Source organism: Pseudomonas sp. PGPR40, assembly GCF_022014505.1.
In the GTDB taxonomy this organism is placed as follows: Bacteria; Pseudomonadota; Gammaproteobacteria; order Pseudomonadales; family Pseudomonadaceae; genus Aquipseudomonas.
Genome location: NZ_JAKLSP010000030.1, coordinates 83,284 through 96,544, shown reverse-complemented (window position 1 = coordinate 96,544; position 13,261 = coordinate 83,284). Strand labels below are relative to the sequence as shown.

General features: G+C 58.7%; 14 protein-coding genes and 1 pseudogene. 3 read left to right on the top strand and 12 right to left on the bottom strand.

The features are described from left to right. The 4 genes and pseudogenes from MEB48_RS29165 to MEB48_RS23350 form a co-directional block, all read right to left on the bottom strand. The coding region (locus MEB48_RS29165) for a transposase (RefSeq protein WP_269137466.1) at positions 1-110 on the bottom strand (110 nt) is incomplete at its 3' end. Between the two features lie 74 nt (positions 111-184). Next, positions 185-1,117, bottom strand: coding sequence for a sigma 54-interacting transcriptional regulator (locus MEB48_RS23360; RefSeq protein WP_237886223.1), 933 nt, complete (start codon positions 1,115-1,117; stop codon positions 185-187). A gap of 70 nt (positions 1,118-1,187) precedes the next feature. Continuing rightward, entirely contained in the window at positions 1,188-1,769 is a 582-nt protein-coding gene (locus MEB48_RS23355) for an alpha/beta hydrolase (protein ID WP_237886222.1), read from the bottom strand. Between the two features lie 471 nt (positions 1,770-2,240). Further along, a pseudogene (locus MEB48_RS23350) lies at positions 2,241-2,405 on the bottom strand (fatty acid desaturase); the annotation flags it as partial. A 96-nt stretch (positions 2,406-2,501) separates the two neighbouring features. Here MEB48_RS23350 and MEB48_RS23345 point away from each other — a divergent pair. Further along, on the top strand, positions 2,502-3,506 hold the full coding sequence (locus MEB48_RS23345) for an AraC family transcriptional regulator (RefSeq protein WP_237886226.1): 1,005 nt from the start codon (positions 2,502-2,504) through the stop codon (positions 3,504-3,506). Positions 3,507-3,657: 151 nt separating this feature from the next. Here MEB48_RS23345 and MEB48_RS23340 read toward each other — a convergent pair whose 3' ends face one another. Then, positions 3,658-4,023 (bottom strand): response regulator, encoded by a 366-nt coding sequence (locus MEB48_RS23340; RefSeq protein ID WP_237886221.1) that lies wholly within the window; start codon positions 4,021-4,023, stop codon positions 3,658-3,660. A 76-nt stretch (positions 4,024-4,099) separates the two neighbouring features. After that, positions 4,100-4,786 (bottom strand): Crp/Fnr family transcriptional regulator, encoded by a 687-nt coding sequence (locus MEB48_RS23335; RefSeq protein WP_237886220.1) that lies wholly within the window; start codon positions 4,784-4,786, stop codon positions 4,100-4,102. Between the two features lie 84 nt (positions 4,787-4,870). Here MEB48_RS23335 and MEB48_RS23330 point away from each other — a divergent pair, with 84 nt between their 5' ends. Next, entirely contained in the window at positions 4,871-5,389 is a 519-nt protein-coding gene (locus MEB48_RS23330; RefSeq protein ID WP_237886219.1) for an Mpo1 family 2-hydroxy fatty acid dioxygenase, read from the top strand. Positions 5,390-5,511: 122 nt separating this feature from the next. Here MEB48_RS23330 and MEB48_RS23325 read toward each other — a convergent pair whose 3' ends face one another. From MEB48_RS23325 to dibA, 6 genes are all read right to left on the bottom strand, one after another. Beyond that, the gene (locus MEB48_RS23325) at positions 5,512-6,501 is read right to left on the bottom strand and encodes a sulfate/molybdate ABC transporter ATP-binding protein (protein WP_237886218.1); all 990 of its coding nucleotides are present in this window, start codon (positions 6,499-6,501) and stop codon (positions 5,512-5,514) included. A 3-nt stretch (positions 6,502-6,504) separates the two neighbouring features. Continuing rightward, positions 6,505-7,374, bottom strand: a complete 870-nt coding sequence (gene cysW / locus MEB48_RS23320) for a sulfate ABC transporter permease subunit CysW (protein ID WP_237886217.1) — start codon at positions 7,372-7,374, stop codon at positions 6,505-6,507. A gap of 13 nt (positions 7,375-7,387) precedes the next feature. After that, positions 7,388-8,206, bottom strand: a complete 819-nt coding sequence (gene cysT, locus MEB48_RS23315) for a sulfate ABC transporter permease subunit CysT (protein WP_033058556.1) — start codon at positions 8,204-8,206, stop codon at positions 7,388-7,390. A 222-nt stretch (positions 8,207-8,428) separates the two neighbouring features. Next, the gene (locus MEB48_RS23310; protein WP_237886216.1) at positions 8,429-9,442 is read right to left on the bottom strand and encodes a sulfate ABC transporter substrate-binding protein; all 1,014 of its coding nucleotides are present in this window, start codon (positions 9,440-9,442) and stop codon (positions 8,429-8,431) included. A 93-nt stretch (positions 9,443-9,535) separates the two neighbouring features. After that, positions 9,536-9,718 carry a sulfur starvation response protein OscA gene (gene oscA, locus MEB48_RS23305; RefSeq protein ID WP_007975618.1) on the bottom strand — a complete coding sequence of 61 codons (183 nt, stop codon included), beginning with the start codon at positions 9,716-9,718 and terminating at the stop codon, positions 9,536-9,538. A 248-nt stretch (positions 9,719-9,966) separates the two neighbouring features. Next, positions 9,967-11,886: a phosphodiesterase DibA gene (gene dibA, locus MEB48_RS23300; protein ID WP_237886215.1), complete on the bottom strand. Its 1,920-nt coding sequence runs from the start codon at positions 11,884-11,886 to the stop codon at positions 9,967-9,969. A gap of 148 nt (positions 11,887-12,034) precedes the next feature. Here dibA and desA point away from each other — a divergent pair, with 148 nt between their 5' ends. Beyond that, the gene (desA, locus tag MEB48_RS23295; RefSeq protein ID WP_237886214.1) at positions 12,035-13,219 is read left to right on the top strand and encodes a delta-9 fatty acid desaturase DesA; all 1,185 of its coding nucleotides are present in this window, start codon (positions 12,035-12,037) and stop codon (positions 13,217-13,219) included. The last annotated feature ends 42 nt before the right edge of the window (positions 13,220-13,261 follow it).

Here is a 13,261-nt window from a genome sequence, read left to right as displayed (position 1 = left end):
GCACTGATGTCCAGCGACGCGCAGACCTCCTGTACCGAACAACCGTCATCAATCACCATGCTGGCTGCACGATGTTTGAACTCGCGGGAAAAGACTCTTCTTTCTTTCATGGAACCTCCAAATTGGCGAAATCATATCGCCCTTAAGAGGTGTCCGGAATTATTAGGCCAGATCAGCTTCGCTCCTACAGAAGCCCGACGTCTTTGAGCAGTTTTTTCAAGGTATCTTTCTCGGCGGCGGAACCGTTGCCGAGAATTTGTTTGAGTTGCTGCTTAATCTGTAGCAGCGAAACAGCCGCCTCCGGCAGATTCAAATGCTCCGGCAAAATCTCGTCGCCGGTACTCACTAACAGCGCAAAGTGAATGACGTTCTCCAGCTCCCGGGTATTGCCCGGCCAACTGTGTTGCTCCAGCAGATGCTGCGCGGCTTCGCTGATCAACGGCACCGGCAGATCGAGGCGTTGGCTGTAGATGCCGAGGAAGTATTCGGCCAGCGACAAAATATCGCCCACCCGTTCGCGCAAGGCCGGCAGTTCGAGCTGGCCTTCGCGGAGGTAGTGATAAAGCCGCTCATGGAATTTTCCGGCAGCCACGGCCTGAGCCAGATCGATGCTGGTGGCGGCCACCAGGCGCACGTCCACCGGGCTCGGTTGATGAGCGCCGACGCGGGTGACTTCGTGGTTTTCCAGGGCGGCGAGCAACTTGATCTGGATTGGCAACGGCAAGTCGCCGATCTCGTCCAGATAGAGCGTGCCGCCATTGGCCGAACCAAACCAGCCGGCGCGACTGCTCGCCGAACCGGTGTAACTGCCGGCGGCATAGCCGAACAGTTCAGCATCGGCGTAAGTCGGGCTGATCGCCCCGCAATTGACTGACACGAATAATCCACCACGGTCACTGGCGCGATGAATGTGTCGCGCCAACAGTTCTTTACCGCTGCCGGTTTCACCGCGAATCAACACCGAGATCGAACGTGACGCCAGTAGTTCCAGCTCCTGGCGCAACTGCCGTGAACGCGGATCGACAAACACCAAAGCCTTGGCGCGAATACTCAGCGGGCTTTTTTCCGCGTCGGGAAAGGTCAGCAGTGGCTGACCGAAGGTTTCATGCAAGCTCATGGCAGACTCCCGCCCAAAACCGCCGGGGAGGCGGGGGCCGATTCTAAAAAAAAAGAAAAAAAGAAAAGGTTCAAGCGCGGCGCAAGGCGTGCTGTTCGATGCGGTTTTGCAGACGATAGAGGTACGCAAAACCCTGCTCCCAGCGCTGGTGACCGGACTTCACATTGATGTGCCCGGCACCCGATAAAATCCCCGCCTCGGCGCCCCACTGACGCGCCAATTCAAGGGCTCGTGGCGCGCTCACCGCGCTGTCGTTGTCGGAGCTGACGACCTGGCTCGGGAACGGCAACAAATGAGTCGGGATCGGAGCGAAGTTGCGCAGGGCTGGCGCGCAAGCCGGGCGCTCGACGTCCGCGGGCGCGACCAGCAACGCGCCGCGCACCTGACGCAAAAATGGCAGCGGTGCCGTGGCCGCCCAATGGGCGACGGTGATGCAGCCCAGACTGTGGGCGATCAGAATCACTGGCGTGCTGTCGGCGGCAATCGCCTCGGCCAGTGCCGCGACCCAGTCCTCACGACGAGGCGTCAGCCAATCGGCCTGCTCCACCCGCGCACTGTTCGGCAGGCTGTTCTGCCAATGGGTTTGCCAATGATCTTCTGGCGATCCTTGCCAGCCCGGCACAATCAGATAGCGAATGGATTCGTTGCGCATGGGGGGAGCTCTCCTGCTGCGTGTCTGTTTCTGATCGAGTATAGGGAGGAGAGTTATATTCGCTAAGGAATAAGAAGCTATTTATTAATACTTTAAAGAATATAAAAATCCACGACCTGTAGGAGCTGGCTTGCCAGCGAAGACCTCCTTCCAGCCGATAGAAATGTAACCTGACCTACCGCTTTCGCTGGCAAGCCAGCTCCTACAAAGGTCGTGTCCGGAATAAAAAAGGGGCCGCACCCTGCCAAGGAGACGGCCCCGGAAACTCAAAATCTGTTAGCGCGAACCACATCGCTGGGATGTGATGATTGGCTGAAACGGTTATCCAATAAAGGAATATTTAATTACTTTATTAGGTCAGAATCGCATATACCAATCATTGCGATGCAACTCAAGCCACCGCTGCTTGCGTCACAACGTAACGTTCCTTTGGGTCAAATTGATGACCACCGTTTGAGTTTCCGGGCACCTCCCGGCCAACGCGAAGGCAAGAATGCCCGCGCCCAAGGCGTCCTGATGGTTGAGAATCGGGCAGCGCTGACGCAGTTCGATGCCCTTGGCCAATACCACCTCGCGAATATGTGCTGATCGCTGGGCTGCATTCAGTCGCTGGGGACTTGCAGAAGTACCGTCCATGCTTCCATCCTCAGGTTATTGATGTTCGCATCCTGCCCTGTGATGATTTACAGAGCGGTAGCCGTGAACGCCAACCTGTTGACCGGACGCGCCAACATGACTGAACCGACCTCACTCGCCAGCTGGACCCGCGCCCTGCGCAAGCAGCTCGATGCGCTGGGGCTCGACAGCACCGCCCTGTGCCAACAGGCGGGGCTCGACCCGCAGTTGATGGACGACCCGAACGCCCGTTACCCGTTGTCCGCCACCACACGCCTGTGGCAAATCGCGGTGCAGGTCAGCGGCGATCCGGCGATTGGCTTGCGGGTGTCGCGTTTCGTCAGCCCCACCACCTTTCATGCGCTGGGTTATGCGTTGGTGGCCAGCGGCAGTCTGCGGGAGGTATTCGAGCGCATCGTGCGTTATCACCAAGTGGTCAGCGATGCGCTGGATCTGGAGCTGACCCGCGCCGACGACCGCTACCGCTTCCGCCTGAAAATCCCCCAAGGCAACCCCGCGCCGGCCTTCGAAGCCATCGACGCCTTTGCGGCGATTTACGTGCGCACCTGCCGTAATCGCCTGGGCCGTGACTACGCGCCGCTGGCGGTTTACCTGCGTCGTCCGGAACCGGCGGACTCGTATCAATGGCACAAAGTGTTCCGCTCACCGGTGTATTTCGCCGCCGACGAAGACCGGCTGGAATTCGCTCTGCAGGACTTCGACAGCCACCTGGACGATACCAATCCGGAACTGGCCGAGCACAACGAAACCGTGCTCAAACGTACCCTGGCGCAACTCAAACCCCTGACCTGGGAGCGCAAGGTTCGCGATGCCATTGAAGAGCAATTGCCGGAAGGCGAACCGTCGGCCGAATGCATCGCCCATGCACTGCACTTGAGTCTGCGCAACCTGCAACGGCACTTGGCGGACGAGGGTTGTCGGTTCGATACGCTGCTCAATGAAAGCCGGGAAAACCTGGCGCTGCTGCATCTGCGCGACCCGCTGTGCTCGTTGGGTGAAATCAGTTATCTGCTGGGGTTCGCTGACACCAGCAGCTTCAGTCGTGCGTTCAAACGCTGGACCGGAATGACGCCGGGGCAATTTCGGGATGGGTTGCGGTGACAGATCTGGAAAGTGTTTTGTATGTTCCGGCCTCTTCGCGAGCAAGCCCGCTCCCACAGGGTTTTCGGTTGTTCACAACATTTTGATTCACACAGGTCCACTGTGGGAGCGGGCTTGCTCGCGAAGGCGGTAGTCCATACGCCGCAAACTTTCAGCGCCCCCGATCCCGCCGCAACACCTTACGCACCCGCTTCACCAGTTCACTGACGGCAAACGGCTTGAGCAGGTAATCATCCTCATGCAATTCCAGCCCGCGCAGGCGATCTTCGATGCCGTCCTTGGTGGTGAGGAGCAGCACCGGCGTGTCGCCGAGCTTGCGGATCTGCTGCAGCAATTGCCAGCCATTGAGCCCCGGCAGCATCACGTCGAGGATGATCAGTTCGTATTCGCCGGATTCGATAAAGCGCCGGCCGTCCATGCCATTGAGCGCCACATCTACCGCGTAACTCGCTTCACTCAGGCCTTTGGCCAGGAGACTCGCGGTCTCGGGTTCATCTTCCACTAGCAACACACGCATGGCACACCTCGATTGTCGTCGTCACAGGCTAGGCGCGTTCGCGGATAAAGCCCACCAACACCGTAGCGATCTTTTTTCAAATCACCGCCAATGCTCGCAACCGCTCGGCATCCAGAATCTCGATCTCGCCATACTTGAGATTCAAAATTCCTTGCCCCTGCAAATCCTTGAGGAGCTGATTGGTGGTCTGGCGCGACAGCGACAACATCGACGCCAGTTGCTCCTGAGGCAGTTGCAGAACACGGCGCGGCGGATCGATTTCGCCGTAACCCTCGGCGATCATCAGCAAGCGATGGGCCAGGCGCGCCGGGGCTGGCATCAGGCTGAGCTGTTCGAGGTTGATGAAGGTCAGGCGCAGTTTGTGGCTCATCAGCAACGCCAGCTGCCGCCAGTACTCCGGTTGTTGATCGAGCAACTTGCGCAGCGTCGCCTGCGGGATGTGCAACAGGATGCACTGGCCAACGGCGTAGGCATCGTGGGTTCGCGGCTGGCCATCAAACAGGCAGATTTCGCCGAACCAGTGCGGCGCTTCCACCAGGCTCAGCAGTGCTTCCTTGCCCTGCTCGCTCACCGCGCCAATGCGCACCGTACCTTCGAGCACTGCATACAGCCCACACGGCGGATCACCGCGTTTAAATAGCAGTTGCCCCGACGTCAGGCGCCGCACTCGGGCCGCAGCCAGCAGACTATTCTGTAAGAGAACAGGTAAATGACTGAACCACTGCCCCGTATCCAGGCGCGAACGCCAAACCTGCATGCCCATGAAAACTCCTGGAGATTGTCGCCTGGCTGACAGAGCGAGAGATGAACCCGGGGCATGATCAATCACCCTACAGGAGGAATAACAATGAAAAGCCTCGTTGACCACCTCAGTCAATACGCCGCCTACCACCGTGATCCGCGCAATATCGCCACTCACTTCATTGGCATTCCGCTGATCGTGGTAGCGGTCGCGGTGTTGCTGTCGCGGCCGCAATGGGGTGGAGGCTGGATTTCGCCGGCGATGCTGGTCGCGATGGCATCGGCGTGGTTTTACCTGCGTCTGGAATTGCGGCTGGGGGTGTTGATGACCGTGTTGCTCGGTCTGTGCATTTGGGCGGGCCAGGTTCTTGCGCAGCACAGTACGCTGGTCTGGCTGACCAGCGGCATCGGGATGTTTGTGGGGGGGTGGGCGATTCAGTTTGTCGGCCATCATTACGAGGGACGCAAACCGGCGTTTGTCGATGACGTGACGGGGTTGATTGTCGGGCCGTTGTTTGTGGTGGTTGAGTTGACGTTTTTGCTCGGGTTGCGGCATGAGCTGAAAGAGCAGATCGAGGCGCGGGTGGGCGGTGTGCGTTTGCGTCAGAAAGATGCTGCGGCGTAGATCGCTTTCGCGAGCAAGTCGGATCGCCGCACCGCCGCTCCCACAGGGTTTTGGGTTGACCACAGATGTGTGTTCAACGTAGATCCACTGTGGGAGCGGGCTTGCTCGCGAAGCTTTTGATTTTAAAGGTTGGCGACTTTCTGCCAGACCTTGGGCTTGAAGAACAACGTCTCACCCTTCGCCAAGCCAACCAGGCTGTCGTGATCCTTCACCACTTCAGCCTCGATCAGCTCGCTCTGGCCTTCGACCTTCAGCGTCACCCGGGTGGTGGCGCCCAATGGACGAATATCCCGCACTTCAGCCACGTGATGGTCTTCCAGTTCATGCCGCGACAACGACACTTCGTGTGGACGGAACAGCACGTGCCGGTCTTCACCCAAATGCAGACGGTTCGAATCGCCAAGGAAGTGATAAACGAAATCGCTGGCCGGGTTTTCGTAGACGTCGCCCGGTGAGCCGATCTGCTCGATCACACCCTTGTTCATCACCACGATCCGGTCGGCGACTTCCATCGCCTCTTCCTGGTCGTGGGTCACGAACACCGAGGTCAGGTTGATGTCTTCGTGCAGCCGCGCGAGCCAGCGACGCAGCTCTTTACGGACCTTGGCGTCGAGCGCGCCGAAGGGTTCGTCGAGCAGCAAAACTTTCGGCTCCACCGCCAAGGCACGGGCCAGCGCGATGCGCTGACGCTGGCCACCGGAGAGTTGTTCCGGGTAGCGATCGGCCAACCAATCCAGTTGCACCATGTTCAGCAGTTCGTGGACTTTCACCGCGATCTGGCTTTCATTCGGGCGCTGGTTTTTCGGCTTCATGCGCAGGCCGAAAGCAACGTTGTCGAACACCGTCATATGCCGGAACAAGGCGTAGTGCTGGAACACGAAACCGACATTGCGATCCCGCACGTCGTGGCCGGAGACGTCTTCGCCATGGAACACAATGTTGCCCTGATCCGGGGTTTCCAGGCCGGCGATGATTCGCAGCAACGTGGTCTTGCCGCAGCCGGACGGCCCCAGCAGCGCCACCAGCTCGCCGCTTTGAATGTCCAGGCTGATGTTGTCCAGCGCCTTGAACGCGTGGAAGTTCTTGCTAACGTTACGCACTTCGATCGACATGACTTATTCCTCCGCGGCGCTGGCGCGCAGGCGGTTAATACGGTTTTCGCTCCACTGCTTGAGCAGCAGGATGAAGAGCGCCAGGATCAGCAACAGGCTCGCCACGGCGAACGCGGCCACGTGGTTGTATTCGTTGTAGAGGATCTCGACGTGCAGCGGCAGGGTGTTGGTCACCCCGCGAATGTGCCCGGAAACCACCGACACCGCACCGAACTCACCCATGGCCCGGGCCGTACACAGCACCACGCCATAGATCAGACCCCATTTGATATTGGGCACGGTGACGTGCCAGAACATCTGCCAGCCATTAGCGCCGAGCAGGCGCGCGGCCTCTTCTTCCTGGGTGCCTTGTTCCTGCATCAGCGGGATCAGCTCACGGGCCACGAACGGCACGGTGACGAAAATCGTCGCCAGCACGATGCCCGGCAAGGCGAAGACGATCTGGATGTCGTGATCCTGCAACCATGGGCCGAACAGACCCTGAGCGCCGAACATCAACACGTAGACCAGACCTGCGATCACCGGCGACACCGAGAACGGCAGGTCGATCAGGGTTACCAGCATGCTCTTGCCGCGGAACGAGTATTTGCTCACGCACCACGCCGCGCTGACACCGAACACCAGGTTCAGCGGCACCGAAATCAGCACGGCGATCATGGTGAGTTTCAACGCCGACAAGGCGTCTGGCTCGAAGATCGCCGTGAAGAACGCCCCCAAGCCCAGCTTCAAGCCCTGGGACACCACAATGAACAGCGGCAATAACAAAAACAGCGCGAAGATCAGCCAGCCGAGGCCGATCAAGACTCGCCGCGACGTGGCGCTACCACGGCGGGCGGCGTTCGAGGAGGCAGCTGCAATAGACGATTGGGACATTTCTGCGCCTCCTTTATGGGGTTTCGATGCGCCGCTGCAGCAAGTTGATCAGCAGCAACAGGACAAAGGAAACCACCAGCATCAGTACACCAATGGAGGTGGCGCCGGTGTAATCGTATTGGTCGAGTTTGACCATGATCAGCAGCGGCAGAATTTCGGTTTTCATCGGCATGTTGCCGGCGATGAAAATCACCGAACCGTACTCGCCGACCCCACGGGCAAAGGCCAAAGCGAAACCGGTCAGCCAGGCTGGCAGCAGCGCGGGGACCAGAATATGGCGGAAAACCTGCAACGGTTTCGCCCCCAGGCAAGCCGCTGCCTCTTCCACTTCACGGGGAATATCGGCCAATACAGGTTGTACCGTACGCACCACGAATGGAAGCGTCACAAACGTCAGCGCCAGCGTGATGCCCAAGGGGGTATAGGCGATTTTGAACCCCAGGTCCGCCGCGAATTGCCCCACCAGACCGGTCGGGGTGTACAACGCGGTCAGCGCGATACCGGCCACCGCGGTGGGCAAAGCAAAGGGCAGGTCGATCATCGCGTCGATGACTTTGCGCCCTGGGAAGGTATAGCGCACCAGCACCCAAGCCAGCAGCGTGCCAATGATGCCGTTGATGATTGCGGCATAGAGCGCGGTGCCGAAGCTCAGCTTCAACGCCGCCAGTACCCGTGGCGCCGAGATGATCGCCCAGAACTGGTCCCAGGTAAGTTGAGCGGCATGCACGAACATCGCCGCCAGTGGAATGAGCACAATCAGGCTGAGGTACACCAAGGTGTAGCCCAGCGTCAGCCCGAAGCCGGGTATGACGGGGGAGATACGACGCGACATAAAAGTCCTTGGTTGAAAATGCGCTAAGCCCCGACGGTGAAATCGGGGCCTGTTGGTGCGTAACCTGTGGGAGCGGGCTTGCTCGCGAAAGCGGTGTGTCAGGCGACGCCAATGTTGACTGCGCCACCGCCTTCGCGAGCAAGTCGAATCGTCGCACCGCCGCTCCCACATGAATTGCACTTAACTGACCAGCATCAGGCCCGCTGGCTAATCCATTTCAGGTTACTGCGCCTGATAAATCTGGTCGAACACGCCGCCGTCATTGAAGAATTTCGGTTGCGCGGTTTTCCAGCCGCCAAAATCCTTATCGATGGTCACCAGCTCCAGAGTCGGGAACTGCTTGGCGTACTTGGCGGCTACATCCTTGTCCCGTGGACGATAGAAGTTTTTCGCCGCGATTTCCTGGCCGGCCGGGCTGTACAAGTGCTTGAGGTAGGCTTCGGCGATGTCGGTGTTGCCCTTTTTCTCGGCGTTTTTGTCGACCACGGCCACCGGTGGTTCGGCAAGGATCGACAGCGAAGGCACGACGATGTCGAACTTGTCGGCACCGCCTTCTTCTTTCAAGGCCAGGAAGGCTTCGTTTTCCCAGGCCAGCAACACATCGCCCTGACCGTTGTTGACGAAGGTAATGGTCGAGCCGCGTGCACCGGTGTCCAGCACTGGCACGTGTTTGAACAGGGTCTGCACGTACTCTTTGGCCTTGGCTTCGTTACCGCCGTTGGCTTTCAGGCCATAGGCCCAGGCCGCGAGGAAGTTCCAGCGTGCGCCGCCGGAGGTTTTCGGGTTCGGGGTGATGACTTCCACGCCGTTTTTGGTCAGGTCGCCCCAATCCTTGATGCCTTTCGGGTTGCCTTTGCGCACCAGGAACACAATGGTCGAGGTGTAAGGCGTGCTCGCTTCGGGAAAACGCTTCTGCCAATCGACCGGCAGGCTCTTGCCGAGTTTGGCGATTTCATCAATGTCACCGGCCAGGGCCAGGGTCACCACGTCGGCCCGCAAACCGTCGATCACCGCCCGGCCCTGCTTGCCCGAACCACCGTGGGACTGTTGGATCTTTACGCTGTCACCGGCATGCTCTTTCTTCCAGAAATTGATGAACTCGGCGTTGTAGTCCTGATACAGCTCACGGGTCGGGTCATACGACACGTTGAGCAATTCGTAATCCTTGGCAACCGCGGAACCAGCAAAAAGGGCACTGGCCAGGGCGGCCAAAGCAAAGTGGCGAATAGACGACATGGTGAAAGCTCCTGGAATTCTTGGTGTGGTGGCTTTTTTCTTATGGTCTGGTCTGGAACGGGTTGCCTGGCTGCGATCTTTCAATCTTTCACTTCAGCCCGGCTTGTTGCCCGGCTGCTGCAAACGGAATTTCTCTTTGCGTTCGATCTGGACTACCTGGGCGTTATGCACGGTGATTTCCACCGCGCCAAAACGCAGATCGCGCAAAGCGCTCTGGATCTCACGCAAAATGGTGGCTTCGTCCTGCCCGTCAACACTACGTAGGGATGCGCTCATGGTGCTGCTCCTTCAACTGAGAGATTGCCTGGCTGCGGCGGCACCGCTTACGGCGTGAGAGCAATAGTAGATAGGCGCAGATATTCTTAAAAAGACTATTTAAGAATTTTTATATAACCAAAAAGCTGATCGTTCCCATGCTCCACGTGGGAATGCCGCCCGGGATGCTCTGCGTCCCTGATCGAGAGGTGACGCAGAGCGTCACTGGATGCATTCCCACGCAGAGCGTGGGAACGATCATCAAGCGCTCATCCAATCACTGGCGCCCGAGTCCAATCCAATGCTGCCGCAGGCACCGGCCGCCCAAACCAGTACCCCTGCCCCAAATCGCAGTCGTGCTCCAGCAGAAACCCCGCCTGCTCGACCTGCTCGATCCCCTCCGCATGCACTTGCATGCCCATGCTTTGCGCCAGCGCAATGATCACCCGCACAATCGCTGCGTCGTCCTCATCACACGGTAAGCCTGCGACAAATCCCTGATCGATCTTGAGCTTTTGCACCGGCAAACGCTTGAGGCGCAGCAACGACGAATACCCCGTGCCGAAATCATCGATGGCCAGCCGCACGCCCAACTCGCGCAAGCGATGCATCTGTTCCAGCGCCACTTCCGGGTCTTCCATTACTGCACTTTCGGTGACTTCCAGCTCCAGATACGCCGGATCCAGCCCTGTGTCGTGCAGCACCAGAGCCACCTGCTGATACAACTCGCGTCGGGCGAACAAGCGAGAAGAAACGTTTACCGCGACAAATGACAACACCACGCCCGCCTCTTGCCACTGGCACATCTGCTGGCAGGCCTGGCGCATGACCCAGGCATCGATCTCGGCAATCAGCCCGGTGCGTTCGGCAATGGGGATGAATTCAGCTGGCGACACCAGCCCGCGCTGCGGATGCTCCCAGCGCACCAATGCCTCGACGCCGATCACGCGACTGCTTTTGAGGTCATGCACAGGCTGGTAATAAACCCGCAATTCCTGTTGCTCCAGCGCTCGGCGCAACTCGAATGCGATCTCGACACGTAGCTGGGCATGCGCGGTCAATTCTTCGGTGTAGAGGGCATAACCATCGCGGCCAGCGTTCTTGGCCTTAAACAACGCCGAATCGGCGTTGCGCAACAATTGCTCGGCGCTCAAGGCATCGCTGGGGAACAGGCCGATGCCGATACTGGCGTTGATGAATAGCGAATGCTCGTCAATCTGGAATGGTGCTTTAAGCCCGTCGATAACTCGTTGAGCCAGTGCCGCGGCATGCCCTGGCTGCGGGCAGTTTTCAGCCAATACCGCAAATTCATCGCCGCTGAGCCGCGCCAGCGTCATGCCCGGAACGAACAAGGTATTGAGGCGCTCAGCCACGGCCTTGAGCAGTTGATCACCGACGCTGTGACCGAGACTGTCGTTGATCAACTTGAAGTGATCCAGATCAATCATCAGCAACGCGCAACCACGTTTATGAACCTGCGCCGAGGCCACTGCCTGCCCGGCACGGTCGGTAAGCAGCAGACGATTGGGTAGATCGGTCAGCGGATCGTGGTGGGCCAGGCGCCTCAATTCATGCTCGGAGTTTTTGATCGCGCTGATGTCGGAAAACACCGCGACGTACTGGCTGAGCTGCCCCTGATCGTCGTGAATGAGGCGGATCGTCTGCCATTGCGGGTAGATCTCGCCGCTTTTGCGACGGTTCCAGATTTCCCCGCTCCACTCGCCGAGGCTGTCGAGTGTGACGAACATCGCCTGGTAGAAATCCGGCGGGTGATGACCCGACTTGAATATATTCGGTCGCAGACCCAACACTTCCTCGCGCTGATAGCCGGTGATTTCCATGAACGCCCGGTTCACGTGGACGATCAATCCTTTGCTATCAGTGACTAGCACCCCTTCACGGGTGCAATCGAACACCGCTGCCGCCTGACGCAGGCGTTCCCGGTCTGCACTGCGCTCACGCAATTTGGCGCCGACGCCCAGGCAGCGAAACAATCGTGCCCGTGCAATAAAAATCAGCCCCGCACTGAACGCCACCCAGGCATAACCGTTAATCAGTTGCCAGCGCAGCAGGTCCGCGGAGCTATCGAAGAATCTGTTCAATAAATAACCACTAAACTGGAGCCAGGCTACGGAAAGCACCAGGTAGAGCAGCGCTGCGCGCAAGGCATCGCGATATGTGGCTGACATTCGAGCGTCCATGTCCCTACAAAAAAGGCTGGAATTATAGATTAAAGAAACATCCAGCCACTCTTATCTGAAAGGGTGACTGGTTTTATCTGTGGGCTTAGTGATAATGCGATGGCTGTTTTTTTCTTTATCGAGGGTCCTATAGGCTATGTGGTACGAAGGTTTTCTTGGCTTATCGCCCTGGTCACTGGTGGCAGTCACCCTACTGATGACCCACGTGACAATCATCGGCGTCACGGTCTATCTGCATCGTTATTCAGCCCATCGCTCGCTCGAGCTCAATGCCGGCCTGAAACATTTCTTCCGCTTCTGGCTGTGGTTGACCACCGCGCAGAACACCCGCGAGTGGACGGCTATCCACCGCAAGCATCACGCCAAATGCGAAACCGTCGATGACCCGCACAGCCCGGTCATCAAGGGCCTGTCCACCGTTCTGCGCAAAGGCGCCGAGCTGTACCGCGCCGAAGCGGAAAACCCCGAGACCCTGCGCATCTACGGGAAAAACTGCCCCGAAGACTGGATCGAACGCAACCTCTACAGCCGCTTCCCGCTGCTGGGCGTGGCAATCATGGGCGTCATCGACCTGCTGCTGTTCGGCACCATCGGCATCACCATCTGGGCCATCCAGATGATGTGGATCCCGGTGTGGGCCGCCGGTGTGGTCAATGGCCTGGGCCATGCCATCGGCTACCGCAACTTCGAATGCCGCGATGCAGCGACCAATCTGGTGCCTTGGGGCATCCTGATCGGCGGCGAAGAGCTGCATAACAACCATCACACTTACCCTAACTCGGCCAAACTGTCGGTGAAAAAGTGGGAGTTCGACCTCGGCTGGGCCTGGATCCAGGTCTTCAGCTTCCTGCGTCTGGCCAAGGTCCAGCGGGTCGCACCGATTGCCCACCGTGTCGAAGGCAAAGGCAGCCTGGACATGGACACCGCCATGGCGATCCTCAACAACCGCTTCCAGATCATGGCCCAGTACCGCAAGCTGGTGATCGCGCCGCTGGTCAAGCAAGAGCTGGAAAAGGTCGATCACTCGGTCCGCCACCAGTTCCACCGGGCCAAACGCCTGCTCTCGCGGGAAACCAGCCTGCTGGACGACAAACACCATGTGCGCATCCAGACCATGCTCGAGCACAGCCAGGCGCTGAAGGTAATTTACGAAAAACGCCTGGCCTTGCAGCAGATCTGGGTCAAGACAAGCTCAAATGGTCACGACATGCTGGCCGCCATCAAGGATTGGGTACACGAGGCCGAGGCCAGCGGCATTCAATCCCTGCGCGACTTCGCCGACCAGTTGAAAACCTACTCCCTGCGCCCTGCCAACGCCTGATCCTCTGATGACAGCTTGCCCCTGAGGAGGGGCTTGCCTGTG

Bases quoted from the DNA above. Each gene is read 5' to 3' on its own strand.
- MEB48_RS23360 (WP_237886223.1), bottom strand. From the start codon at position 1,117: ATGAGCTTGCATGAAACCTTCGGTCAGCCACTGCTGACCTTTCCCGAC.
- MEB48_RS23355 (WP_237886222.1), bottom strand. From the start codon at position 1,769: ATGCGCAACGAATCCATTCGCTATCTGATTGTGCCGGGCTGGCAAGGA.
- MEB48_RS23345 (WP_237886226.1), top strand. From the start codon at position 2,502: ATGACTGAACCGACCTCACTCGCCAGCTGGACCCGCGCCCTGCGCAAG.
- MEB48_RS23340 (WP_237886221.1), bottom strand. From the start codon at position 4,023: ATGCGTGTGTTGCTAGTGGAAGATGAACCCGAGACCGCGAGTCTCCTG.
- MEB48_RS23335 (WP_237886220.1), bottom strand. From the start codon at position 4,786: ATGGGCATGCAGGTTTGGCGTTCGCGCCTGGATACGGGGCAGTGGTTC.
- MEB48_RS23330 (WP_237886219.1), top strand. From the start codon at position 4,871: ATGAAAAGCCTCGTTGACCACCTCAGTCAATACGCCGCCTACCACCGT.
- MEB48_RS23325 (WP_237886218.1), bottom strand. From the start codon at position 6,501: ATGTCGATCGAAGTGCGTAACGTTAGCAAGAACTTCCACGCGTTCAAG.
- cysW (WP_237886217.1), bottom strand. From the start codon at position 7,374: ATGTCCCAATCGTCTATTGCAGCTGCCTCCTCGAACGCCGCCCGCCGT.
- cysT (WP_033058556.1), bottom strand. From the start codon at position 8,206: ATGTCGCGTCGTATCTCCCCCGTCATACCCGGCTTCGGGCTGACGCTG.
- MEB48_RS23310 (WP_237886216.1), bottom strand. From the start codon at position 9,442: ATGTCGTCTATTCGCCACTTTGCTTTGGCCGCCCTGGCCAGTGCCCTT.
- oscA (WP_007975618.1), bottom strand. From the start codon at position 9,718: ATGAGCGCATCCCTACGTAGTGTTGACGGGCAGGACGAAGCCACCATT.
- dibA (WP_237886215.1), bottom strand. From the start codon at position 11,886: ATGTCAGCCACATATCGCGATGCCTTGCGCGCAGCGCTGCTCTACCTG.
- desA (WP_237886214.1), top strand. From the start codon at position 12,035: ATGTGGTACGAAGGTTTTCTTGGCTTATCGCCCTGGTCACTGGTGGCA.